Source organism: Streptomyces chartreusis NRRL 3882, from assembly GCF_900236475.1.
In the GTDB taxonomy this organism is placed as follows: Bacteria; Actinomycetota; Actinomycetes; order Streptomycetales; family Streptomycetaceae; genus Streptomyces; species Streptomyces chartreusis_D.
Map to the genome: position 1 here is coordinate 3,785,049 of NZ_LT963352.1, position 23,691 is coordinate 3,808,739.

The following is a 23,691-nucleotide window of genomic DNA, read 5'->3' on the forward strand; positions in this document are numbered from 1 at the left end:
ACCGTGCCACCCATGGCCTTCCACCTCCCCCACGGCATCCACGCCATCGAGGTCTCCCTCGACCCGGAGGAACGCGCCGAGGCCGCACGCCGGCTGGTCCGGGACATCTATCCACAGGGCGAGGAGCCGCTGTGGAACACCATGGGCTCCCTCTACGGCGCCATGGCCGACGAGCTCCTCGCCGACGGCGTCGCGTTCTTCGGGATCGGCCTCTACGAGATCGAGGACGGGGGCGGTGTGGCGCACTGTGCGCTCACCGTCGCCGTGCACGAGCGGGCAGAGGCGGACCCCGACGTCGTCGCCGCGGGCACGCGGGCCGCCCTGCTGGGCGATCCGCTGCGTGAGGTGTCCTGGCTGGACCTGCCGTGCGGTCCGGCGGTCTACGGCATCACCTTCCGGAAGCTCGTCGTGGACAGCGCCTACACGACGTCCGGCGAGGACGAGGAACTGGTCATGGGCCAGATCCAGGTGCACATCCCGTTCCCGACGGGGCCCTACACCGCCGTGGTCACCCTCGACACAGCGTCGGTGGAGCAGTGGGACGAGTTCTCGCACGCCGTCGCAGGCATCATCGGCTCCGTGGAGTTCCCCCAGAGAGAAGTGACGCACTGATGGACTGGTATCCCGACGCCGACGAGGACCTGCTCCTGCGGACCTCCGCCCGTTTCGCCGGTGGTCAGGCGGCCGCCGTCGCGGGGTGCCGATGGTTCCGGGACCCGCAGCGCAACGACATCCAGGGCGAACTCCCGGGCTGGCCGCCCGGCCCGGTCCACACCCCGCGCACCACCGGCGACCGCGCCGCGCGCCGTACCGGCCGTGCCCTGGCGTTCGGGATCCCCCTCATCGCCAATCTCGTCGCCAACATCGGGGGCGCCGCGGGCAGCCCGTTCGGCAGCGGGCCCACGACCGGCAAGCCCGAGGAACGCGAGAACGAGGTGGACGACTTCCCCGTCATGTGGGCCGCCCCGGACACCCTGGCCCGCACCGTCCCCTGGCAGCTCGACCCCGACCGCCGCCCCGAGGGCTACACCACCGACCTGGTCCTGACCAGCCGCCGGCTGCTCTTCCTCGGCACCCGCACCGGCACCCTCGACAAGGCCGACGTCCTCGCGGAGTACCCGCGCGTCTCCCTCGCCCACGCCCGTCGGATGCGCTTCAGCGAGGTCGAGGCGGATGTGAAGGTGACCTTCGCCGACGGGTCGTGGATCCGCCTGTTCACCGGCAATCCCGACAGCGCCGAGCGCCTGGCGGAGATCCTCGACGGCACCGTCGACGCCCTCCCCGAGAGCGACCTCACCCCCGGCCAGCGCGACCGCGTCACCCGCTTCCTGGCCGACCTCCCGGCCGGCACCCGCCCCCCGACCTTCACCCGTCTGGCGAGCGGCATCGTCCTGGTCGAGGCCCGGGTCCCGCTGAAGGCCGGGCAGGACCTCCACGAGACCCACTCGATCCTGATGGGCCCCTCAGGAGAGCCGGCCAAGCCGCAACCGGGCGATCTGTAGCAGTCGCGAAGCCCCGAGTAGAGTGCGGGCCGGACAGTGATCGGACCGCGGGGGCACACCGGTGAGAGCAGTCACGGCAAACGCACAACACGCAGTACGTATACGGGCATCGAGCGACCCCCGGACCCGCTTCGTCCCCCTGCTCCTCGCCCTCTGCGCGCTGACGGTTCTCTTCGCAACCGCCACCCCGGTCCGAGCGGCGGAGAGCACGCCCGCCACCCAGGCCGCCTACCTCGCCGAGCGCCTCCGCGAGGGCCCGGTCTACGTCACCGACCAACTCCCCCGCGAGATCCCCCGGTCCACGGCCCCCGACTTCGCGAGGCTCGCGAAGAAGACCGGCGTCCCGACCTACGTCCTGGTCCTGCCCGCACAGAGCAGCGTCGACGGCAGGCAGTTGCTCGGCGCGGTGCACGACCGCCTCGGCCGGGACGGGCTGTACGTCCTGGTCGACGACATGGCGGTCGCCGAGGCCACGGCCTACGGGGTGCGCGCGCCGGCCGACGCCGCCTCGACCGTCACACAGTACGAACTGCCCTACGACGCCGGGCCGTTGCTGAGCTTCGAGCGCTTCGTCGACGTCGTCGCCCTGGGCGGCGAGAAGGCGTCGGCCCGTGCCGGGGCGGCACGTGAGAAGTACCAGGGCGACGAACCCGCCGAGATGTACATCGGCCCGTCCGACCGCCGCAACCAGTCCTTCCTGACCGGGATCCTGCTCACCGGCGTACCCCTGCTGATCCTGCTGGTGGCCGGTTACGCGGGGCGCCGCCGCCGGCGTTCCGGGGCCGAGCGGCGCGTCCCCCGCTGGGTCACCCCCGGCGCGGCAGTCCTCACCGCCACCGCCATCGCCCTCACCGCCGCCACCGTCTTCGACCAGACCAGGTCGAGCGCGGCGCCCCCGCCCACCCCGGCCGACCTGTCCGCCCGCGTCGAGCGTGTGGCGGCGGGCCTGAAGCAGGACCCCGTGTACGCCGATCCGGAGAGCCCGCGGGTGCTCGACGCCCGCCAACTCGCCCGGCTGCACGACCGGATCCGGGACTTCCGCCGCGCGGAGGGAGGCGGCCGGGTGTTCGTCTCGCTGGTGCCGCAGACTCCCGAGAGCGAGTCGGCCGGTGACACGATGCTGTTCGCCGCGGCGGTGCACGCCAAGGTGGGCGAGGACGGGCTGTACGTGGTCGCCGACCCCGACGACGGCACGATCGACTTCTACAACCACGGCCTGCGCCGGGACACCAACCGGCTGGCCTTCAACCTGCCGGACTCCGTCACGTTCGGCGACAGCAGGGCGGACGAGGCCGACGACCACCTCCTCGGCGAGCGCCTCGACAAGCTGATGACCTTCCTCGACGAGACCCCGCGCACCGACCGGCCCGGGTCGGAACCCGCGCCGGCCGCCGCCCCGGGGGCCGCCGACGAGAACACCCTCCCGCCGCTCTTCGCCACCGACTTCTGGCCCGGCCTGTTCGTGGGCGCCTTCGCCGCACTGCTGCTGTCCGGTGTCGTGGCCGGGGCGACGTGGATCGTGACCGGTCTGCGGCGGCGTCGCTCGCACGCGCCCGAGCCGGCCCACCTCCTGCCCTTCACCTCCCCGACCGAGCCGTCGGCGTCCTACCTCCGGCGTACCGCCTACGCCGAACTCTCCATTCTGAGCGGGGAGTTCACCGACGCGGACGAGAACACCCGCGCCTGGGACTGCCTCGACGCGGCGATGCTGCTCCTCGACGGCGACCTCGACCGGGCCCGCAGTGCAGAGACGGACGCCGCGACCCTGGTCGCCGTCGTCGTACTCGCCCGGGCGGGCCGCGCCGCGCTCACCGGCGACACCAACGACCTGTGCTGCGGCGTGAACCCGCTGCACGGGCCCGCCGTCAGCCGCCACCACGTGCGCGTGTCGGCGGAGGGCAGCCGCAGGCGCCTGCTCCCCGTCTGCGAGCCCTGCCGCGACACGGCCGTCGCCGAACCGGGCGGCATCCCGGGCCGGTTGCTGAATCTGCCCGGCACCGCGTCCGGTGCCGGCGGCCGGCCGCCGTACTACGACGCGACCCACGGCCCGCTGTCCGCCGTACCCGGCGGCATCGCCCGGCTCATCGACAAGGTGAGGGAGACCGCAGGTGTCCACTGACGTCAGGCGCGTGATCACCGTCCTCGCGGTACTGCTGCTGGCAGCGCTCACCACCACGCCGGCCCGTGCGGCGGACGGCGACGCCCCGAGCGCCGGGCAGCGCATCGCCGAGGCCCTGCGCACCTCGCCCGTCTACGTCGACGAGGCGTACGCCGACGCCGTACCGCCCTCCCGGCAGCGGCAGTTGGCGGACCGGATCCGCCGGACGGGCCTGCCGGTCAAGGTCGTTCTCACGCCGCTCACCAAGGGCGACGCCTTCGACGGCGACTCCGGCGTCCTGGCCGCAGTCGTCCGTGACCGGCTCCCGGACCAGCGCGAACTCATCCTCATCACGACGGACGGCGACTTCCCGGACTCCCTGAACGGCTACGAGTGGCCCGCCGACACCCACCAGACGCGGGACGCGGTGGCCGCCGCCGGTCTCCTGGAGGAGACCCGGGACGCGGGGCTTGCCGACGTGACCGCCAAGGCGGTGGACCTGGTGGCGGAGGGGAAGGGCACGCAGCGGTACGAGGGGGCGACGAAGGACCTGGGCGACGCCCCGGCACCGAAGACGGGACCCGGGAAGCCCGCCGGCTCGCGGTGGTGGCTGTGGCCCCTGGTGGCCGTACCGGCCCTGGCCCTGGCCGGGCTCGCGACCCACGCCCTGGTCCGCTCCCGCAAGGCCGCTTCGGCCGCTCCGGCCGTTCCCCAGCTGGTGTTCGCGACGGCCCGCGCGGCCGACGAGGCGCAGCTGCGGCGCCGGGCGGAGGCGGAAGTACTGGCTCTCGGCGAGGCGACCCAGGCGGCCGGCGTCTCCACGACACCCGGTCTCCAGCGCGCCCTCGACGCCTACGCCGCCGCAGGCAGGGTCCTCGACGAGGCCCGGGGCCTGCCGGATCTGGCTGGTGTCCTGGCCCTGGCGCAGGAGGGCCGCGACGCCCTCGCCGGCTCCCCCGGACTTCCCCTCTGCTTCTTCAACCCCCTGCACGGCCGTGCCGCCCTCCGCACCGGCTGGCGTCCGCTGGGCCGCCGGGACCGGCTCGACGTGGCGGTGTGCCAGGACTGCGCCGACGCGCTGCAGGTCCGCCGCGCCCCGGAGGTGCTCACGGACCGGGCCGAGGACGGCCGTACCGTCCCCTACTTCGAGCTCCCGGCCGGGCGGAGCGTGTGGTCGGCGACGGGGTACGGGTCGCTGACGTCACCGCTGGACGGCTTCACCTCCCGTAGCGCCAGGGCTCGTTGATCAGCGGGGCGGCCGGTCCTCCCGCAGCGCCGTGAACAGGGCGCGGGCCCGCCGGTCGTCCCACTTCACCGCGCTGCCCTTGGACGTACGCAGGTCCGGGTCGGCCACGGGCACGTTGAGCTGTCGGCCCCCGCCGGACGCGGCCTTCCGCATGGCCTCGAACAGCGACATCAGGTCGGGCAGCTCGGTTTCCTCGTCCACGATGAGCGTGTCGAGCCCGGCGCGCAGGGTCGGGAAGGACTTGGACGGGTCGGCGAGGGTGGACGGGGTGGCCGCCTTGCGGGCGAGGGCGGCGAGGAACTTCTGCTGGTTGCGGGTGCGCCCCAGGTCGCCCTGGGCCTCCTGTTTGCGCTGCCGTACGAAGGCCAGCGCCTCGGCGCCGTCGAGGGTCTGGCAGCCGGCGGGCAGATCGGCGCCGGAGTCCTCGTCCCGTACGGGCTTGTCCAGGCACATGTCCACGCCGCCGACCGCGTCCACCACCCCCACGAAACCGGCGAAGCCGATCTCCGCGTAGTGGTCGATGTGCACACCGGTGTTGCGTTCCACGGTCCGCACGAGCAGGTCGGGTCCGCCCAGGGAGAACGCCGCGTTCAGTTTGTTCGGAGCGGCCCGGTAGCTGCGGCCGGTGTCGGGATCGAGGTAGGGCGGGAGGGTCACCCAGGAGTCGCGCGGCAGGCTGAGCATCGTGGTGCCGTTGGCACCGGTGTGCAGCAGGATCACCGAGTCGGTCCGGCGGCCCTCGGCCGAGCCGGTGTTCAGCTCCTTCCGGTCCTGCTGCGACAGTCCCTCGCGGCTGTCGGAGCCCACGACCAGGTAGTTGGTGCCCTCGCCGCGCGGCACCCGGCCGGAGAGCGTGCCGAGGTCGACCTGCTGGTTGAGCCGGGTGTCGGCCCAGACGTACGTACCCGCACCGGCGAGCAGCAGGACGGACGACAGCACGGCCGCCGTACGCAGGAACCGGCGGCTCCGGCTGGGACGGCGCCGGTTCCTGCTGCCGCGCCCCCCGCGTGCGTGGACGCCGCTGGCATAGCGGCCGGGGGCGGCGGGCGAGGGCATGCCCGGCAGGGGGGCGGTGCGGGTCGAGGGCGGTGGCGCGAGGGAGGGCGCGGGCGGTTCCTGCCGTGGGGCCCACTCGGGAGGGGGTTCTCCCGGACGGTCGGTCCAGTCGGTCATCGACGCCTCGAAGGTGCTGTGGGGGTTCTCTCGGGTCAACGCATAGGCACGCTCCCGCTCCTATACGGAACCGGCCCGCCGATCTGTTCAGCGGCCGTCCCGGAGCGCTTCATCCGCTGCCACCTCAGCCGGCTGCCGAGCAGCAGCGCGACGAGCGACTGGATGACGACGAGATACATCAACTGCCGGTAGACGACGATCTGGAACGGCATCGACCACAGGGCCCGGACCGGCTCGCCGTCGAGTCTCAGCGCGTAGCCGGAGCAGACGATCTGCACGCCGAGGAACGCGAACCACACCCCGGCCGACTCCCACGGGTCGCGGAACAGCACGCCGTACAGGGCGTAGACGTCGATGACGGGCGCGAGCAGCGGCAGGGCGACCTGGAACAGCGCGAGATACGTCAGCCCGCGCCGCCCGAACCGCCCGGCGGGACCCGTGCCGAGGAGAGCCCCGCGATGCTTCCACATCGCCTGCAACGTGCCGTAGCACCACCGGTACCGCTGCCGCCACAACTGCCGCAGCGTGGTGGGCACTTCGGTCCAGGCGACGGCGGACTCCTCGTACAGCACCCGCCAGCCGGCCCGCCACAGGGCCATCGTCAGGTCGGTGTCCTCGGCGAGGGTGTCCTCGCTGACCCCGCCGACGCCGATCACCGCGTCCCGGCGGAAGGCCCCGATGGCGCCCGGCACGGTCGGCATGCACTCCAGCACCTCGAACATGCGCCGGTCGAGGTTGAACCCGAAGACGTACTCCAGATGCTGCCAACGGGCCAGCAGACTGCGCCGGTTGCCGACCTTGGTGTTGCCGCTGACGGCCCCCACGGCGGGATGCGCGAGCGGCTGGACGATCCGCTCGATGGCGTCGGGCTCGAAGACGGTGTCGGCGTCGACCATCACGACGATGTCGTACCGCGCGTGCGCGAGCCCCGTGTTGAGGGCGGCGGCTTTGCCGGAGTTGGGCTGCCGTACGACCTCCACCCGCGAATCCCCCATGTTCTCGGCGATGTCGGCGGTCCGGTCGCTCGACCCGTCGTCGACCACGATGACCTGCAGCTCCCGATGAGTGGAGTCGAGCAGCGACCGCAGGGTCGACCCGATCCCGGCCTCCTCGTTGTACGCCGGGACGAGCACGGTCACCGGCCCGGACACCTCACGCATCCAGGGCGCCCCGGTCCGGAACCGCTCCAGCCGGCGCACATGGGCCCGGGCGAACAGGGCGAGCAGCAACAGCCGCAGCACGCCGAGCCCGCCGGCGACACCGAGGATCCAGATCATGGCGGTGGAGAAGGCCTGCCCGAGACGCGTGACCTGGATCAGCCCCGTCCCCAGCCACCTCTCGACGACGGACGGGGACGCGTACGGAACGAGCCCGAGTCCTTGGGACACGGTGGTGAACCGGTCGATAGTCCGGTCCCTCAGCAGCCTGCGCGCTTCCAGATAGGCGCTTTCCGTCTGGCTGAGCTGCCGCACGATCCCCTGCGCCGGCTTGCGCGACCCCTTGTCGGCGGCGACGAGCACGTACCCGTACCCGGCGGCCCGCCGCGCCGCCTGCCACTCACGACCGCACAGGGTGTCGGGGGTGGTGGTCCGCGGCATCCGCAGCAGATTGGTGCGCAGTCCCGTGGCTCCGGCGAGTGCGCTCTGGGTCAGTTCGAGCTCGGACCGGAAGCGGGGCGCGGACGACTCGCCGAGCACGGCCCCGGTGTAGGTGTTGGACCCGATCTCGTGCCCTTCGGCACGGATGCGTCGGACGAGTTCCGGGTGCCGGGCTGCCTGTGCGCCATGCAGGAAGAAGGTGGCGCGCGCGTTGTTCCTGCGGAGCAGCTCCAGCAGCCGCGGGGTCCACACGGGGTCGGGCCCGCCGTCGAAGGTGAGGGCGACGGTCCGGGCGGGCATCCCCCCGGACCGGATCCCGTCCCGGTTGATCCCGATCACGGGCCCGCCCTTGGCGACGGCGTCCGGCACGGGCGAGGCACAGGGCGACCGCGACTTCGCGGCGTCGACCTCGTGCTGGGTCCAGCCCTCGAAGAGCAGGAGGGCGAAGACGAGGGGGAGGGTGAGGGCGAGTAACAGCCAGTGGGCGCGGGGGTCGCGGGACTGTTTGTGGCGGGCCCGGGCCTTGGATTTGGCGGGGGTCAGGGTCCGTCACCGCCTCCGAACTCTTCCTCACGGCCTCCTCGGGGGAGGGTGTCTCTTCTCGACTTGCTGTACTTGGTGGGGCTGGGGGTACACATGGGGCGCGAGTGTAGTTTTGGGCTGCCGGTTGCATGGCCATAACAGCAACTCTCACAGGGACGCGGCGGCGCTCAGCTTCCGGCTGTCAGCGCACCGGGGTGCCCTGGAGCAGGCTCATCCTTCCTGCGGTTAACGGACCTGCCGATCCTGTCCCATACAGGTCCACGTATCCGCCCTGCGCGTGCCCGGGTTGCAGGGCGACGCGATAGCAAAACGCGCGACAACGCCAACCGCCCCAAACGCAGCACGATCAGGACACGGTCCGCTCAAGCACACCCGCCTTACGCCCTAAATGTCCGTCAGGGACTTCGGCTGCTACAGGATCGCTGGTCAAGTTCCCCACGGGCGAGGGCCTATGGCAGGCATCCAAGGTGTTCTTCGAGACCGGAGGCTGTGAAGTACCGGTGCGCAGGTCACGCCATCCCCCTGCGCGCCTCGCCCTGGTAGAACTCGCTCTTATCGAACTCAAGGGGGTTCACCGCCCAATACCGCAGAGAAGATCGCCGCAGCAACCATCCGCAGCGCCCGACTGAGGGGCGGCGGATCCAACAGCGGGTCTGAGCAGAGCAAGGACACAACGTCACACCGACAGGGCCCATTAGCCCCAATTGACCCGGTTTTCAACGAGGTTCGCTCTGGCGAAAACAGCAACTTCCCCGATAGCTTCAGTGCACTCGACTGATCTCATGTGCCACGGGGAGTCCACTGTGAAGCGCCGCCCATTGCCCCTTGCTGTCGCGCTCGCCGCGTCCACAGCCCTACTGCTCACCGCATGTGGCAGCAGTGACGCCGGCTCGAAGGACAACGACAAGATCGCGGGCTCCGACACCGGATCCCAGGAGGCGACTTCAAGCCCAAGCGCTTCGGACTCCGCCGAGCGACCTGACATCAAGCTGACTGGCGGTGCGGAAGACGTCTTCGAGAGCTGGAAGACGGGCAACGCCACGGAGGACGCGGTGCTGGCGGACGCCGCGCGAGCACAGACCGCCATCAACGACGCCGTCCTCAAGGGCAAGACGGACACCCCCGGCCTCACCTTCTACTACCAAGGCGAGGCCCTCACGACGTCCGTGAAGTGGGTCCAGAAGTGGGTGGACGCCGGACTGACGTACACGGGCACCACTCGGTACTACAACCCCAAGATCAAATTGTTCAACGACACGTCAGCAGGAGTTTCCTTCTGCGCCGATGAGACCAAGGCGCACAACAAGGACCGAAAGTCAGGAAAGGTCGACAGCTCCCCGGCCTCGGACGATTCCTACGTGCTGTACAACACTCGCTTGGAGAAGAACAAGCAGGGTGTGTGGCAGACGACCAGCGGCACGTCCGTGCGCGGGAGCAAGGGATGCATTCAGTGACCAAGGTCGGTCCCGCTGCGGCAGTGGGTACGCTCGTGATCGCCTGCACACTTCTGACGCCCAGTGCAGCCTTCGCCAAGGATCCCGGCGGGTCTCAGTTCGACGTCTCGGGGAGTAACGAGACGGACGGTGGTCAGACTCTCGAGTCGCGCATCGTCTTCCGTGGATCTACCGGTGGCACTGGAGCCAAGGAAACCGGGCAGTTCACGCCCGTCGGCGACTGGACTCCACCGGCCTGCTGGTACGAGCCGAAGTGGACTCCCGCCGAATTCTCCAAAGAATTCCAGAAGCAATGGGACATCCCGCACGCCAGTGGTGTGGGAGAGGCCTATGCCTCGTCCAAGGACTACTACATCAACGGGGAACCGTACAAGGACTTCAATAAGTCCGAAACAGGAAAGGGCATGTGGTGGGACGCGGTTCGGGACAAGAGCCGAGAGGAATCGGGAGACCCGGCTGCCTTTGCTTGCGACACGAAGACGTTCTGGATCGAGAACGGCGAGACTCCAACGGTGGAGAACGCCGTGACCCCGAAAATTCTTGCCGACCTCGCCTATAGCCGAATCAAAGTACCCGACACCGAGGTGACCCTCGACCCGGCGAACACCACCAAGGTCAACCTTCCCACTTGGGCCTGGCTCGACCGGGCCAAGTTCAAGGACGTCTCAGTCACCGCCTCACTCGACGTCGGCGGTGTGAACCTCCAGGCCACAACCACCGCCAAACCCATCTCGCTCAAGCTGGAGCCGGGGACGCCGGATGCCGAGGCCTACCCTTCCTCAGGCGAGTGCACCTTCAACGACGACGGTTCGATCGGTGAACCATACGCAAAGGGAAAAGCTGACCAGACCCCGCCTTGCGGAATCAGGTACCTGCGCTCTTCCGACGGCGGCGCGTTCAAACTGCGAGCGACCATCACGTGGGAAGTGTCCTGGACCGGGACAGGCGGCGCTGGCGGGGACCTCCCCAACGGGACCTTCGGAACCGAGCAGAACGTAACCGTCCAGGAGATCCAAGCCGTCAACCGCTGAGAGTCAAGCTCCAGCAGAACCACACCAGCCGGCCGGAGAACCAAGCATGGCGAACGACTCAGATCTCAGGGTGAACGTCGACCTTCTTATGGAGTCGGAGTCCCGGCTCCGAAAAATCAAGAAGGAGTTCAAGAACCTGGGCAACCATCGGGACGACATGCGCAAGCACTGGGGCAGCGGTCACAGGCGCCATGGACGAATTCGTGGACAACTGGGGCGACTACCGTGAAAGCCTGCTCACCCACATCGCCACCGTGGGAAAGCTGATCAAGGCCACCATCGACGGGTTCACAGGCTTGGACGCCGAGCTTGCCAAGGAACTGCGCAAGAAGGAAAAGAAGAAGTGACGACGGCTCCCAAAGCCCGGCCCCGCGACTGGCATCCCCTCGCGGAGTCCGACCCTGTCCCAGGAGATCTGGAAGAGATGCGCTCCGAGGTCAAGCGGATGAAGGGTGTCGCGAGTTCTCTGCGTGAGCAGGCCCGTCTCCTTCGCGGCATCGGCAACGACGACGAGCTGGAGGGCAAGTGCGCCGTCTCCCTGCGAGACGAATCCGAGGGCCTGGAGAAGAAGCTCCGCGAGGTGGCTGAACGCTACGAGAACGTACACGGCTATCTGACCAGCTGGGCCGGCGAGCTGGAAGGCTTCCAGATCCAGCCGACGGACGCAACGACCCGGCCCCCTTCATGTCGACGTATCCTCCCTGCGCTTGCCCGAGGTGAAGGACACCCAACTAGCGAATCGAGGCACCTCAGCACTACGGCCCCGGAAGCCGCACACTGCGGGCTCCGGGGCTACCCCCGTTCGAGCACGATCAGGACACAACCAGCCCCCCCCCCGGCGAGCCCCATACAACCCTAATCCCCCTGCTTTCGCGGAAGTTCGCTCCGGTGAAAACCGGGAAGCTCACCGATACCGTCGGTGCTCTTGACTGAACTTCTGTCTCACGGGGAGTCACTGTGAAGCGCCGCCCATTGCCCGTTGCTGCCGCACTGGTGGTGACGGCAGCACTGCTGTTGACGGCCTGCGGTAGCGGGGACGACAAGTCCAGCGACAACAACAAGATCGCCGGGGCCGACTCTGCAGAGTCCACATCGCCAACTCCGCCTAGGGCATCCGATGACGACGCGAAGCGTCCGAGAATGAATCTCCCCAATGACGTCAAGGAGACGTTCGAGGGCTGGACCACCGGAGAGGCCGCCAAGGACGAAATCCTGGCGGACGCAGGACTAGCGCAATCAGCGGTGACCTATGCAGTCACGCAGGGCGATCCGGAGTCCCCCGCCCTGAGCTTCTATCAGGCGGACAGCGCCCTCGCAGGTAGCCGGGACTGGGTCAAGGGAATCGTGGACTCCGGGTTCACCTACCACGGGGCGGTCCGTTACTACGCACCCGACATCAGCGTGTTCGACAAGAAGTCCGCAGGCGTCTCGTACTGCGCAGATGAAAGTAAGGCGTTCAACAAGAATCGCAAGACCAACAAGATCGACAAGACACCCGCATCCGACGACTCCTTCGTGCTGTACAGCACACGTCTGGAGAAGAACAGCAGTGGCGTGTGGCAGACGACGAAGCTTGAGTCGGAACGGGGAAACAAGACGTGCCTGCGATAAAAGGTCAGGGTCGATGGATCGTTGCCACGACGACTGCCGGCGTTCTCACACCGGCCACTGCGTTCGCATGGGGTACGCCGGGCAAGTCCAACGGCCAGAAGGCCGCCCCTAGCGGCGGTACGGACGGAACCAGCCTCGGCTCCAAAAGCACCTTCAGCGGTTCGACGGCCGACGAGTCAGGTGGCGGCACTGGCAGCCTGCAACTAGTCGGCGATTGGTCACCGCCCGCCTGTTGGTACGAACCCCGAAGTGCTGAGGAATTCGCGAAATACGTCGAGGGACAGTACAACGAGACCGTCAACACGCCAGGTCAGCACAGCTACGCCAAGACCTCGGTCGGCAAGTTCCGCGACACTTACAAGGACGGCAAGTACAAGAACTACAACCTCGACAAGAAAGACGAGGGGAATTGGTGGGTGGCCATCCGCGACGAAGACCGCTGGATGGAGCCAGAGGCCCAGGCGTGCGACCGGAAGCCCTTCTGAGCCGAAACAGGCGATGCCCCGCCCGTCGAGAACGCCGTAACCCCGCACGTTGTTGCTGAACTCACCTACAACCCGCATCGAGTTGCCGACCACCGAAGTATCTCTCGCGCCCGAGACCGCCACCAAGGTCAATCTCCCCACCTGGGCCTGGCTCGACAGGGCCAAGTTCAAGGAAGTCTCTGTCACGGCTCAGCTCAAGGCCGGAGGCCTGAACATCCAGGCCACCACCACCGCCAAGCCGGTCTCCCTCAGGCTGGAGCCCGGCACCGAGGACGCCCCAGACTTACCCGGCCTCGGGCGAGGGCACCATCAACGCCGGCTCGATCGGCGAGCCCTACGCCAAGGGCAAGTCCGACCGGACACCGCCGTGCGGGCTCAAGTACCTCCGCTCCTCCGGCGACGGTACTCTCAAGCTCCAGGCCACCATCACCTGGGAGATCGCCTGGACCGGCACCGGCGGCGCCGGCGGCGACCTTCCGAACGGCACCTTCGGTAACCAGGACGTCACCGTCCAAGAGATTCAGTCCGTCAATCGCTGAATCAGCGCCTTGGCCCGCTACTGACAAGCCCTCACGCGAATGCGCGTGGGGGCAACCGCCACAGAGGCCGCCGAGATCTCAATGAGAGCAACGTGCACAGCCGGTCACTGAGCGGCGGCATTGACCCGGCCTCTGGAGAGCCAGAGCCTCCGAACCCGCAGCTGTGCGCGATGACCACGCTCTGGCCGCCTCGAGCAAATCGCTCGGCCGCCTCAAGCAGCGATCGAGGGGCGTCAGCCCCACCGACACCACGCTTTGAAGGCCTGCAAGAAATCAAGAGAGCTTAGCCACCGAATCCATGAACCTTCCCGGAGCCGATATCAGCGCACCTCGAAACGACAGGTTTACGCGTGTACACACCCTCGAACAGGATCGCGATACTGATGTCAATAGAATCCACAGCCCCGTGAGCTCTCACCACGCTGGAGCCCGAACGAATCCGCTCACAAGCCTGGCGACTCCCCCCTCCGCCGTGAGCCCGGAACTTCCAGGCCACCGCGACACGGAACAGTAATGCAAAGATCATCGACGCGGCCTATCACCTTGGGCTGGCTCAGTCCTCGGTGAACTCCTTCTGGATACAGGCCCCGCCGGGGCCGTTCCAGCACAGCTTCATCAGGTACTTGGCAGCGTACGGGACGACGTTGTAGTCGAAGGAACCGCAACCGGCGTCGCCACCATCCCCCTTCGTCTCCTTCAACTGCCACCCGGCCATGTACATGTAGAGCTTGCCCGTCACACCGTGCCCGTCGGCCCGCGTGTCGCACACGCGAAACGTGTCGGGGTCGGGATCAAGGTGGGTCATAGTGCCGATGGTGTGCCCGCCGCGCTTCAGTCGCAGCGTGGTGTCGACTGCACTGGCACTGCCCGTCGCGGCGACGACAAGGGTGACAGCGCCGGCCACCGCAAGGGCACCACGAGCGACTCGATACTTCCGCATCGCATCTCCTGATGATGTGTCCGTGATGCTGAGTAATCAACTATAGATCGTCATCAGGTATCTCCTGCACAGCGGGTGTATCCGTGCGACCGGCCCACCGAGACCGCGGGCCAGTCCGTGCGCGCACAAGGGCGAGTCGGCTCATCGGGTGCGAAGTGCGGCCACGGAGAAGAAGGCGGTATGCCGAGGCAGAACTCGCAGGAACGTCCCGGGGACACCCGCGTGGGCCGACGTCCCAACGTTCGTCGTTTCGCACGTGGAACGCCGCATGACCGCCAAACGCACGAGCACCGTGCATGGAGCCCGCCGTACGGGTGCCTAGGGGTTTCGAAGACCTGCGGTTCCTGGCTCCGTGCACGTACCTCGGGTCCGTCGGAACGCAGCCGCCCGGCTACCCTCACGCCCTGAGCACACCCTGTACGAGGGCCCGCGCTGCGCCTACTGTGCTACCTCGAACCGGCCGCGGATTTCGGCGGACAACTGCGGCACGTCAGGGGCCAGGTCGTCGGGACACTCAACCGCGTACCGCCAAAGCGGGGTCAGTTGAAACACACGTAACGCAGTGGGTGAGCGGCGACGTCGAGAAGATCGCCGGGCGTGTGGCCGGAAAAGTCATCGGGAGGCGTTCTTCACAGCCATGGGTGACTTGGGTCCGGCCCAGGATGATTCCGGGCAGGGCCCGCTCACTCCGAGTGTGGCGCCGTCGCGAACTCCTCTCCGTCCGGGAGTAGATTGGTAATCAGCTGCCAGACCTCCTTGGCATCGACCCGGACCAACCTGAGCGGAGTGGTGTCATCCACCTGACCGGGCAGGACCGGCTCGGCGGGCAGCTCACGATGCCAGTAGCCGAGAGGTCCACAATCCCACACCGCGAACCCGCGCACCTGCAAGGCTGACGTCCCCTCGTCGTGCCCCTGCCATGCTGCGGTCATCCGCCAGCTGGAACGCATCCCGGCGATCAACTTGGCAAGCGTGCTGAGCTGTGACTTCCGGGTGAGCCCGGCGCCTTTCAGCGCTTCGGCTATCCGGTCGATGCCTTCCTCGGCCGTCAGACCATGGAAGCTGTCCAGGGTGGCGAGCCCCGCGTCGAGGACGGCCATGGTGGCCTCGACCTCGGGCGTGGCAACGTCCACGGTGTCCTCTCCCTGGAGGTTGATCATCCGTGCGAGCGCCCAGACGAGCATGTTCGGCTCCAACCGGACATACTCTGACTCTGCGGAGCCAGGCCAGGACTCATGGGAGTAGACGTAGCCGTCGCCGATGGTGACGCCATGATGGAGGGTGCCGTGCTCACCGAGCGCCTCCACATGAAGGACGACGGTGGGAGCCCGCAGGGTGCTGACCAGCGGGCTCAGCGCGAGGTCGAGGTTGCCGACCCGGTCGGTCAGGCCGGCCTCGCGCAGTTCACGCTCGGCCTCGGCCAGTTCCTGGGGCACCTCCTCCCCTTCGATGCGGTGACCGAAGACGGCCAAGTGGCTCTCGGCAAGCCGGAACCGACCTCGCGTGCTGTCATACGAGGGCATTGGGTGTCGCTTTCGTCAGCGGGAACGTTTGGCGGTGATGGCTCAGGGAGTTCATGGAGGTCACTGGAAAATCTCCAGCCAGCTCAGCGACCTGTTGAAAAAAGCGCGAACGGCCCCGGCCCTGGTGAGGTTGCGGGTGTTGACACCGCACATCACGGCGGCCAGAGCGAGGTCGGTGGCGTCGGCCGGCCCCAAGACGGTGAAAGTGGCCTTCTTCCGTGCACCATTGCCGTGTCGAGTGGTCCGGATCTCCACACCGTTCCGGATCAGGGCACGGTCGCTGTGCCGTGCGCTGGTCGCGAGGTAGCGATACTCCCGCCCGGCGGCCTGCATCCGCAGCGCCCGTCCGGCTCTGGTCTGTGCCCAGCGGTTGCGCTTGAGCCGGACTCCGGTCCCACCGACACTGAGCTGCCCCATGTGAAGCGAGGGCTTTCGTCCGTAGGCCCAGCCCATGAAGGAGGTGGCGGGCATGGTGTCCCCCCTGACCTCGGTGACGTGACGGTCGCCGTGCCGGCTCGCCGGGTAGACCACCTCGATACTCCCGAAGTCCCCTACCGTCCCCCGATACCCGAACTTCCAGGACAGCCGGTGACCTGAACGGTCCTCCCAGTGGTCAAGGGTGTACGTGTGTTGCTGCATGGTTCCTTCCCCTCGCGCCGCTCGGCGCGGATGTGCCATGGCCGGCATCAGTCAAACGGGTTGAGGGCGCTGCCGAGTTTCTTGGCGCCGTCGGAAATGGCCTCACCGGCCTTGTCGGCCTTGTCACCGACCCAGTCCGCGGCCTCCTCCGCCCCCTTGCTGATGCTGTCCCAGTTGTCCCAGACCAGGGTTCCGGCGTAGGCGAGTCCAGTGCCGACGGCAAGGCCGACGGTGACCGGGTTGGGGGCGACCATAGCCGCGGTGAGCGAGGCGTTGAAGGCCGTACCGGTCCAGTTGGAGAGGTACTTGGCCTTGTCCTCCTTCCACGCCTTGCCGTGATCCATGGTCGCCAGGTTGGCGATGCCCCAGGCAGTGGCGCCGGCGGAACCGACGATGCCGACGCCGCGAATCCATCCGGCGGCTTTGGCCGCGTTGGCGAGACCGCCGCGTTGAGCGACGCGGAGCAAATTGGCCTCGGTGGAGGTGGGCATGTAGAAGGCGCCCTTGCGCATGTATCCGGCGAGCATCGCCGCCTCGTCGGATCCCGCGAGCGCGCTGGTCGGCACCCGAGTGAGCCAACTCCCGGCCCTGGGAATCCTGGATAGCTTGTCCCAGTGGCCGTTGATCAGCCGGGCGGTGAAGGTGCCCGGCGCATTGAGCACTTTGGAGCTTCTGAAGTACGAGATGAGCGACTTGCCGCCCAGCAGCGCCGTGGTGGACGACGTGAAGAACGCCGACAGGTTGGCGGCTCCCTCGATGTACGTCGCGACCGCCTTGCCCAGTTTCTCGTTGCCGGTGAGCTGCGTGACGGCATCGCCCTGCACCCTCACGAGCCAGTCGTCGAGGCTCTCGCCGTCCTTCTTCTTGAGCCAGTCATCGTCGACTTCACCGTCGGACGCGGTCGCATTGGCTACCAGCAGGACATCTGGTGGCAGGTCCTTGTTCTTGAGCTGCTCGGGGGTGAATCCAGCGAGCAGTAGTCCGGCCAGCGGATCGCCGTCCTCGAGGCGGGCATACGCTGCCTTCTTGCGAAGCTCGGGCGCGGTGTCCGATATCCAGGAATGCATCGGCCGTATCGCAGTCAGTTTGCTCGACACCCCGAGCGCCGAGGCTCGCGTGAATGCCTCACTGAGTTTGTCCCCAACTCCTCCCCGCCCATCGAGCAACTTGGCCAGTTGCTCGAGGTCTTGCGGGTTCACCACTCTGCTCAGCTTGCCTGTCACGAAGCTCCTTCAGGTGATCAAAGACGGCTCCTTCCCGAGAAGGAAGCAGCACAGGCACGCGAGCAGCCTACCGAGGCTACGGTTGTTGGGCCTCGGAGCCGGGCCCCGGCTCTACCTCTGGCGGGCTCGCATCAGTGCGTCCACCAGCGCCTCGCGGTGGTGAGTGGCGATCAGCAGCGACTCACCCTGTGCGGTCTGGACCACGATCTGATCCATGCCCATCGGTACGGACCATCCCCCACCCATGATCCGGGGCGGCCTGGTCTCACGACTCCTCCGTCGCAACTCCGCGAGTTCCTCACGCGATCGTGAAGTCAGGGAAGCGACGAACTCCGCATCCGTTGGCTGTTCACGAGCTTCCCGAAGTGAGTCGACCGTCAACGACTCCACCGGGATGGTCTCCCGCCCTACGGTCAGCCGCCCATCTCGAATATGGATTCGATTATAGATGCGTTTGGAAATCGGCACAGCATTAAATATGAGCGCGAGGATCGTCGAAAAACCGAGGATGACGAACCAAACCGTGCTGTCCTGGGGAAGCAGGATGCTGGCCTGATAGGCGACCCAGATGGCAAGAACCATCGCGGTAGCGATCATCCAGCGCCTCGGCAGCTTCTCCTCGTACACCACCGCCTGACCGTACGGCGCTGTCGATGCGCCGGCTGCAGAACCGTCCGTGCCGCCCACGACCGCTCCATTCGACTTAATGGGTCTTCGTTCCGGTCAGGCTACCCACTGCCTCTCAACCAGCGAGCTGGCAGGACTCCGTTAAGCGGGTTTGCCGGTTGTGTCCGGTAAGGGTGCCTCACCAACACGGTGACCTGGGTGAACCAGCCTCGCGCGGTCTTCTCACGGGCTGACACCGGCGGACCGGGCCTGGTGGAAGGGGAGGGCCACGCATAACCTCAGATGAGATCGGCGGAGGCCCAGTCGGCTATCGCAAGGCGGGGAGAAAATGACGCTTCGGTTGGCGAATCCCGAGGACCTGGAGCACTTGGCGAAACTTCTGGAAGGACGCGGTGGCGTAGAGGACCGCCTTGACGAGGCCTCACCCGAGCCGCCCGACTCGGGGTGAGCGGGCATCTGTCGCCCCTGAAGCCGATGAGGTCGTGGACTCAGAGCGAGGCCCAGGATCTGCGTAAGCGCGCCGTCATCCTGCGTCTGGAGAACGGCGACCCGATCGCCGGGCTGCTGTGGGCGGGGTTCACGCCAAAGGACCTGGAGGAGTAACAACGGCTAACACAATGAGGTGGATCGACGCTGATGGCCGTTGCTGACATGTGAGTTGAGCGTTCGGTCGGGTGTGGAGAGTTCGCCGTGGATGGTGTCGGATGAGCTGTGGGACCGCTTGGAGCCGCTGCTGCCGCAGCGCGAGCGGCGCTTCAGGTACCCGGGTCGCAAGCCGCTGCCGGACCGGGATGTGCTGTGCGGGATCCTCTACGTACTGCACACCGGGATCCAGTGGGAGTACCTGCCGAAGCAACTCGGTTTCGGCTCGGGCATGACGTGCTGGCGACGGCTGCGGGACTGGAACGAGGCCGGCGTGTGGCAGCGGCTGCACGAGGTACTGCTCGCCGAGCTGAACGCGGCGGCGAAGCTCGACTGGTCCCGCTGCGTGGTCGACTCTTCGCACGTCAGGGCGTTTAAAGGGGGATCCACACGGGCCCCTCGCCGGTCGACCGGGGCCGGGCGGGCTCGAAACATCACCTGATCACCGACGGACACGGCACCCCGCTCGCGGTCCTGGTCACGGGCGGCAACCGCAACGACGTCACCCAGCTGCTGCCGTTGCCGGACGCGATCCCACCGGTCCGTGGCCGGGTCGGCCGTCCCCGCCGCAAACCGGACTCGCTCTTCGCCGACCGCGGCTACGACCACGACCCTTACCGCAACCAGGTCCGTGAGCGAGGCATCGTGCCAGCCATCGCCCGCCGCGGCACCCGGCACGGCACAGGACTGGGCACCTACCGGTGGGTGATCGAGCGGACCTTCGCCTGGCTCCACGGCTTCCGACGCCTGCGCATCCGCTGGGAACGGCGCGCTGACATTCATGAAGCGTTCCTCAAACTCGCCTGCTGCCTCATCACCCATCGACAGCTCGGCTCATTGTGTTAGCCGCTGTAAGTCCTCACCCTGGGTGGCGCCGTGTTGTCGCCTCCGTTCGCCCTGATGCAAAGACTCGGACACGGCGGAGTAGCGAACTATCAAGGCGCTGACAAAGTCGCCTCGCTCTTTCTCGGGCTCTCGCTTAGCTTATGCAGCCACTCCCGGTCTGGATTGCCTACCTTTGCCTTTTCACCGTCAGCTCTCCCATGCCTCCCATTTACTCGAGCACACCTTACTCAGCAGGTGTTTCGTTGGGGCTTCGCCAATGTGGACGAGTTAAACGGCGACAGCACCATCGGCACAGGACAGGGGCCCCGTGTGCGTCGGTCAAGCCACCGCGGACGGCTTGCATGTGCTGCGCGGGGGCGGCTTCCGCGTGCCCGGCGTGCAGTCCGCAGAGGCCGACTCCGACGGCAAGACCCGCAGCGCCACCGTCCTGGATGGGGCCAAGCACGAGGCGGGCCAGAAGCAGCAGATGGTCTAGTCGAGACAGCGAATCACCATCTCGGGACCGGGCTACACCGTCACCCAGATCTACTCCTACCGGGTCGTCCTCGAGTCGTAGGATGAGAAAGTCAGGGCCGCGGGTGGCTGCGGCCGCTGACTCGCTCAAATCGGAGAGGGGACCAGCGGACAACGACCTCTACGGATGAAGCGGACAAGCGCTTACAGCGGCTAACACAATGAGCCGAGCTGTCGATGGGTGATGAGGCAGCAGGCGAGTTTGAGGAACGCTTCATGAATGTCAGCGCGCCGTTCCCAGCGGATGCGCAGGCGTCGGAAGCCGTGGAGCCAGGCGAAGGTCCGCTCGATCACCCACCGGTAGGTGCCCAGTCCTGTGCCGTGCCGGGTGCCGCGGCGGGCGATGGCTGGCACGATGCCTCGCTCACGGACCTGGTTGCGGTAAGGGTCGTGGTCGTAGCCGCGGTCGGCGAAGAGCGAGTCCGGTTTGCGGCGGGGACGGCCGACCCGGCCACGGACCGGTGGGATCGCGTCCGGCAACGGCAGCAGCTGGGTGACGTCGTTGCGGTTGCCGCCCGTGACCAGGACCGCGAGCGGGGTGCCGTGTCCGTCGGTGATCAGGTGATGTTTCGAGCCCGCCCGGCCCCGGTCGACCGGCGAGGGGCCCGTGTGGATCCCCCTTTAAACGCCCTGACGTGCGAAGAGTCGACCACGCAGCGGGACCAGTCGAGCTTCGCCGCCGCGTTCAGCTCGGCGAGCAGTACCTCGTGCAGCCGCTGCCACACGCCGGCCTCGTTCCAGTCCCGCAGCCGTCGCCAGCACGTCATGCCCGAGCCGAAACCGAGTTGCTTCGGCAGGTACTCCCACTGGATCCCGGTGTGCAGTACGTAGAGGATCCCGCACAGCACATCCCGGTCCGGCAGCGGCTTGCGACCCGGGTACCTGAAGCGCCGCTCGCGCTGCGGCAGCAGCGGCTCCAAGCGGTCCCACAGCTCATCCGACACCATCCACGGCGAACTCTCCACACCCGACCGAACGCTCAACTCACATGTCAGCAACGGCCATCAGCGTCGATCCACCTCATTGTGTTAGCCGTTGTTAGCGCATTGGAGTGCACAGCTCAACCCCGGCCTCCGGATGCCCGGCCCTCCGCGACGTCACCGGCCGGGGTTATGGTCGGAACACATCCCCGCAGTGACCCGGAGAGGCACCGTGTTCGGCAAGAGCAGGCACGTCGACGAACCTCCTATTCACGTCGTCCCCTGGACGGACGCCTGGGAGTTCGTCATCACCGACGAGGAACGGCCCGCCACGGGGCAGCGCAAGCGTGCCGCGATCGGTGTCCGTGCCTTCAGGGTTCCACAGGGCTCAGGTGTCCAACGCGTCAACGCCCCCTGTGCCTTTTTTCCGCCGCAGTCGTCGGCTGCGGACGATCGGCGCTTGTACGAGGACGCGGAAGGCGGCAGGCTGCTCTGCTCCGTCGACGAGCCGCAGGACGTCGAGGGACGGCGTCACTACGCGGTGCGTGACGTGCAAGGGCAGGTCATCGGGACGATTCAGCGCATCGCTCCGCTAAAGCACGCTTTGAAGCCGACCTGGCGCGTGGCCCAGCCAGGGCACCCCGAGATCGTGACCAGCGCCGAGTGGGCAAAGGGGGGCCCCAAGGAGATGGTCCAGCGCGGCGCGGGCAAGATGCTGCTGGGCGTCGTCCAAGCCGTCGCCGACATGGGGGCGGAGGGCGGTGACCAGCCCGCCAAGTCGCGAGTCCTCGAGTGGAAGGCCGGCGACGAACTCGTCCTGACCTCCGAGGGCGACCGCAGGTTCCTGGTCCGGGCCTCGTGGCTGGACCGCCGCCTCGTCTTCGCATATGCGCTCCTGCGTACCGGTTGAACACATCCGAAGAGCGTGCCGAGTGAGGGCTTCTCTTAAGAGCGCGTTTGCATACAGTAAAGAGTTGGTGATCAAACGATCTTACGGGAGGCCTCGTCCCTAGCCTGGGGCAGCGACTCCACAGCCTTGACCGGCTGGTTCCGGGACACACGCTCTAGGGAATGAAACGTGGGCATGAGGACGGTCAATCCGGACGACCTGGACCAGCTCGCGAAGCTGCTCGACGGGCGCGGCGGGGTACAGGACAGACTGGATGAAGCATTCACCAGAGCCTCGAGGCTGGGCGTCACGAGCAAGTTGACTGCGCTCAAGCCTCTGCGCGGCTGGGCCAAGGACACGGCACCGGATTTGCGCAAGCGGGCCGTCTTCGCCCGGTTGGAAAGCGGTGACCCCCAAGCCGGACTCATGTGGGCCGGGTTCAGCCCCAAGGAGATCGAGAAGTACAAGAGCGAGGGGCTCGGCCCCGACGCTCTCCTCCTGGCCAACTCCGTCGCGGCCAGCGACGATCCGAACGCCTACAAGTTCAAGCGACAGCCCGACGAGTCGCTGGCGGACTGGATCCAGCGGCTGGAGGCTCACGCCATAGCTCAAATCCCCGGGCTGCAGCCGCACGAAGAGACGATCGCCTCCATGATCGGTCTGTACGGCGACTGGGGCTCCGTGACCGCTGCCACGGCCGTCGTCACGCTCCAGGGCACGTCACTGACCAAGGTGCTGCTGGGTAACTCTCTGAAGGCGGGCGCCCTTCGGACCTGGAAGACGCGGCTCGGCGTGGCACTGCGCGGCTCTGAGAGCGGACTCATACGGTCCGCTGGGAACGGCCTGATCAAGTGGACACCCAAGCTGCGTTCACTGAGTGCGCCGGGCAGTTGGCTGCCCGGTCAACTCGGCTCGCTCTTCGGCCGTAGCACCACCTATCAGCGCCTCTCCCGTATCCCCTTCACCAGCGGCATTCGCGGAGACCTGATCGGCCAAGGCTACAACTGGGTGCGCGCCACGCCCTTGATGAACACGCTTCGCGCCAACGGCGTCATCGACTTCCTGGTCGGCTCCGACCAGGCGGCCAGGATGTACGGCGGTTTCACACACTCCGGTCAGGCTGTCGCCCGCGCGGGTAACGCGAGCCTGATCAAGGTGTTCACCAAGGCCGCGAACAGCCAGCGGTTCGCCAACTCCGTGGCGGAGGCCACGAATGCCGCACGAGGCGCAGGGGCCCTGCGCACGGGCCTGGGCGCCGCTGCCAAGACCGCCGGGTTCCTCCGCGGCGCCGGCATCGTGGGCGGCGTCCTGTCGACCGGCTTCAGCGCCGCCAACGTCGTTTCGCAGGGCAACCCCGTCGACGCCTTCAAGAAGAAGGGCGCCGCATACGTCGCCGACGTTGCTGAGGTCGGCTTCAACGCCTCCCTCACGGCGGCCATGGTCGCCCCCAACCCGGTCACCATCGGTCTCGCAGTGGGGACGGGCCTCATCTACGGCGGCGCGAAGGTCGTCCAGCACTGGGACGACATCAAGGAGGGCGCGGGCAAGGCGGCAGGCTGGGTCGGTGACAAAGCGAAAGACCTGGGGAAGAGCATCGCCAAGTCCAAGGCGAATCCCATGAACTGGTTCTGACTTCCGCCCAGGGGCCG

Annotated in this window: 19 protein-coding genes and 3 pseudogenes; 14 read left to right on the plus strand and 8 right to left on the minus strand. The window is 67.5% G+C overall.

The features are described 5' to 3' along the window. Window positions 1-12: 12 nt before the first annotated feature. The 4 genes from SCNRRL3882_RS16910 to SCNRRL3882_RS16925 all read left to right on the plus strand — a co-directional run bounded on the left by SCNRRL3882_RS16910 (window position 13) and on the right by SCNRRL3882_RS16925 (window position 4,846). Window positions 13-612: a hypothetical protein gene (locus SCNRRL3882_RS16910; protein WP_050810260.1), complete on the plus strand. Its 600-nt coding sequence runs from the start codon at window positions 13-15 to the stop codon at window positions 610-612. Next, entirely contained in the window at window positions 612-1,502 is an 891-nt protein-coding gene (locus tag SCNRRL3882_RS16915) for a hypothetical protein (RefSeq protein WP_010041624.1), read from the plus strand. The genes SCNRRL3882_RS16910 and SCNRRL3882_RS16915 overlap by 1 nt, the downstream gene beginning before the upstream one ends. Window positions 1,503-1,563: 61 nt before the next feature. Further along, window positions 1,564-3,621: a hypothetical protein gene (locus SCNRRL3882_RS16920; RefSeq protein ID WP_010041626.1), complete on the plus strand. Its 2,058-nt coding sequence runs from the start codon at window positions 1,564-1,566 to the stop codon at window positions 3,619-3,621. Then, a complete protein-coding gene (locus SCNRRL3882_RS16925; RefSeq protein WP_029181291.1) occupies window positions 3,611-4,846 on the plus strand; it encodes a hypothetical protein in 1,236 nt (411 codons plus the stop codon). Before SCNRRL3882_RS16920 ends, SCNRRL3882_RS16925 begins: the two co-directional genes overlap by 11 nt. Here the strand turns inward: SCNRRL3882_RS16925 and SCNRRL3882_RS16930 are convergent, their stop codons facing one another. Together SCNRRL3882_RS16930 and SCNRRL3882_RS16935 are read right to left on the minus strand one after the other, a co-directional pair. Beyond that, complete coding sequence (locus SCNRRL3882_RS16930) at window positions 4,847-6,019, minus strand: LCP family protein (RefSeq protein WP_050810261.1); 1,173 nt, start codon at window positions 6,017-6,019, stop codon at window positions 4,847-4,849. A gap of 35 nt (window positions 6,020-6,054) precedes the next feature. Further along, window positions 6,055-7,986 (minus strand): glycosyltransferase, encoded by a 1,932-nt coding sequence (locus SCNRRL3882_RS16935; RefSeq protein WP_010041629.1) that lies wholly within the window; start codon window positions 7,984-7,986, stop codon window positions 6,055-6,057. Window positions 7,987-8,963: 977 nt separating this feature from the next. Between SCNRRL3882_RS16935 and SCNRRL3882_RS16940 the strand changes: the two genes are divergently transcribed. The 5 genes and pseudogenes from SCNRRL3882_RS16940 (at window position 8,964) to SCNRRL3882_RS42605 (ending at window position 13,280) form a co-directional block, all read left to right on the plus strand. Further along, window positions 8,964-9,614, plus strand: coding sequence for a hypothetical protein (locus SCNRRL3882_RS16940; RefSeq protein ID WP_029181293.1), 651 nt, complete (start codon window positions 8,964-8,966; stop codon window positions 9,612-9,614). Beyond that, window positions 9,611-10,645, plus strand: coding sequence for a hypothetical protein (locus SCNRRL3882_RS16945; protein ID WP_010041631.1), 1,035 nt, complete (start codon window positions 9,611-9,613; stop codon window positions 10,643-10,645). Before SCNRRL3882_RS16940 ends, SCNRRL3882_RS16945 begins: the two co-directional genes overlap by 4 nt. Window positions 10,646-10,836: 191 nt before the next feature. After that, on the plus strand, window positions 10,837-10,992 hold the full coding sequence (locus SCNRRL3882_RS40780) for a hypothetical protein (RefSeq protein WP_158688417.1): 156 nt from the start codon (window positions 10,837-10,839) through the stop codon (window positions 10,990-10,992). A 610-nt stretch (window positions 10,993-11,602) separates the two neighbouring features. Beyond that, on the plus strand, window positions 11,603-12,256 hold the full coding sequence (locus SCNRRL3882_RS16950; protein ID WP_029181294.1) for a hypothetical protein: 654 nt from the start codon (window positions 11,603-11,605) through the stop codon (window positions 12,254-12,256). Continuing rightward, window positions 12,244-13,280 (plus strand): annotated as a pseudogene (locus tag SCNRRL3882_RS42605) (hypothetical protein). Before SCNRRL3882_RS16950 ends, SCNRRL3882_RS42605 begins: the two are co-directional and overlap by 13 nt. Before the next feature lie 553 nt (window positions 13,281-13,833). Here SCNRRL3882_RS42605 and SCNRRL3882_RS16960 read toward each other — a convergent pair. From SCNRRL3882_RS16960 to SCNRRL3882_RS16980, 5 genes are all read right to left on the minus strand, one after another. Beyond that, on the minus strand, window positions 13,834-14,184 hold the full coding sequence (locus SCNRRL3882_RS16960; protein ID WP_231911134.1) for a hypothetical protein: 351 nt from the start codon (window positions 14,182-14,184) through the stop codon (window positions 13,834-13,836). Window positions 14,185-14,903: 719 nt separating this feature from the next. Next, the gene (locus SCNRRL3882_RS16965) at window positions 14,904-15,743 is read right to left on the minus strand and encodes a hypothetical protein (protein WP_010041638.1); all 840 of its coding nucleotides are present in this window, start codon (window positions 15,741-15,743) and stop codon (window positions 14,904-14,906) included. Between the two features lie 60 nt (window positions 15,744-15,803). Continuing rightward, entirely contained in the window at window positions 15,804-16,214 is a 411-nt protein-coding gene (locus SCNRRL3882_RS16970) for a hypothetical protein (protein WP_231911135.1), read from the minus strand. 215 nt (window positions 16,215-16,429) lie between these two features. Then, window positions 16,430-17,605, minus strand: a complete 1,176-nt coding sequence (locus tag SCNRRL3882_RS16975; RefSeq protein ID WP_029181295.1) for a hypothetical protein — start codon at window positions 17,603-17,605, stop codon at window positions 16,430-16,432. Between the two features lie 111 nt (window positions 17,606-17,716). Continuing rightward, the gene (locus SCNRRL3882_RS16980; protein WP_029181296.1) at window positions 17,717-18,292 is read right to left on the minus strand and encodes a hypothetical protein; all 576 of its coding nucleotides are present in this window, start codon (window positions 18,290-18,292) and stop codon (window positions 17,717-17,719) included. A gap of 268 nt (window positions 18,293-18,560) precedes the next feature. On the opposite strand from SCNRRL3882_RS16980, the pseudogene SCNRRL3882_RS16985 reads away from it, so the two are divergent. The 3 genes and pseudogenes from SCNRRL3882_RS16985 to SCNRRL3882_RS40785 all read left to right on the plus strand — a co-directional run. Beyond that, a pseudogene (locus tag SCNRRL3882_RS16985) lies at window positions 18,561-18,829 on the plus strand (PE-PGRS family protein); the annotation flags it as partial. A 97-nt stretch (window positions 18,830-18,926) separates the two neighbouring features. Continuing rightward, window positions 18,927-19,720 (plus strand): IS5 family transposase gene (locus SCNRRL3882_RS16990; RefSeq protein ID WP_162501115.1). Its coding sequence is split into 2 segments (ribosomal slippage): window positions 18,927-19,263 and window positions 19,263-19,720, totalling 795 coding nucleotides; the frame shifts between segments, so codons are not numbered across the junction. Window positions 19,721-20,027: 307 nt separating this feature from the next. After that, complete coding sequence (locus SCNRRL3882_RS40785) at window positions 20,028-20,195, plus strand: hypothetical protein (RefSeq protein WP_158688496.1); 168 nt, start codon at window positions 20,028-20,030, stop codon at window positions 20,193-20,195. A 191-nt stretch (window positions 20,196-20,386) separates the two neighbouring features. Here the strand turns inward: SCNRRL3882_RS40785 and SCNRRL3882_RS16995 are convergent. Then, window positions 20,387-21,180: pseudogene (locus tag SCNRRL3882_RS16995) on the minus strand (IS5 family transposase). 205 nt (window positions 21,181-21,385) lie between these two features. On the opposite strand from SCNRRL3882_RS16995, the gene SCNRRL3882_RS17000 reads away from it, so the two are divergent. Together SCNRRL3882_RS17000 and SCNRRL3882_RS17005 are read left to right on the plus strand one after the other, a co-directional pair. Further along, complete coding sequence (locus SCNRRL3882_RS17000) at window positions 21,386-22,063, plus strand: hypothetical protein (RefSeq protein ID WP_102514814.1); 678 nt, start codon at window positions 21,386-21,388, stop codon at window positions 22,061-22,063. Between the two features lie 174 nt (window positions 22,064-22,237). After that, a complete protein-coding gene (locus SCNRRL3882_RS17005) occupies window positions 22,238-23,674 on the plus strand; it encodes a hypothetical protein (protein ID WP_010043341.1) in 1,437 nt (478 codons plus the stop codon). Window positions 23,675-23,691: the final 17 nt, after the last annotated feature.

Excerpts from the sequence above, each read along its gene's own strand:
- SCNRRL3882_RS16910 (WP_050810260.1), top strand. The coding sequence starts at position 13 with ATGGCCTTCCACCTCCCCCACGGCATCCACGCCATCGAGGTCTCCCTC.
- SCNRRL3882_RS16915 (WP_010041624.1), top strand. The coding sequence starts at position 612 with ATGGACTGGTATCCCGACGCCGACGAGGACCTGCTCCTGCGGACCTCC.
- SCNRRL3882_RS16930 (WP_050810261.1), bottom strand. The coding sequence starts at position 6,019 with ATGACCGACTGGACCGACCGTCCGGGAGAACCCCCTCCCGAGTGGGCC.
- SCNRRL3882_RS40780 (WP_158688417.1), top strand. The coding sequence starts at position 10,837 with ATGGACGAATTCGTGGACAACTGGGGCGACTACCGTGAAAGCCTGCTC.
- SCNRRL3882_RS16965 (WP_010041638.1), bottom strand. The coding sequence starts at position 15,743 with ATGCCCTCGTATGACAGCACGCGAGGTCGGTTCCGGCTTGCCGAGAGC.
- SCNRRL3882_RS16970 (WP_231911135.1), bottom strand. The coding sequence starts at position 16,214 with ATGCCCGCCACCTCCTTCATGGGCTGGGCCTACGGACGAAAGCCCTCG.
- SCNRRL3882_RS17005 (WP_010043341.1), top strand. The coding sequence starts at position 22,238 with ATGAGGACGGTCAATCCGGACGACCTGGACCAGCTCGCGAAGCTGCTC.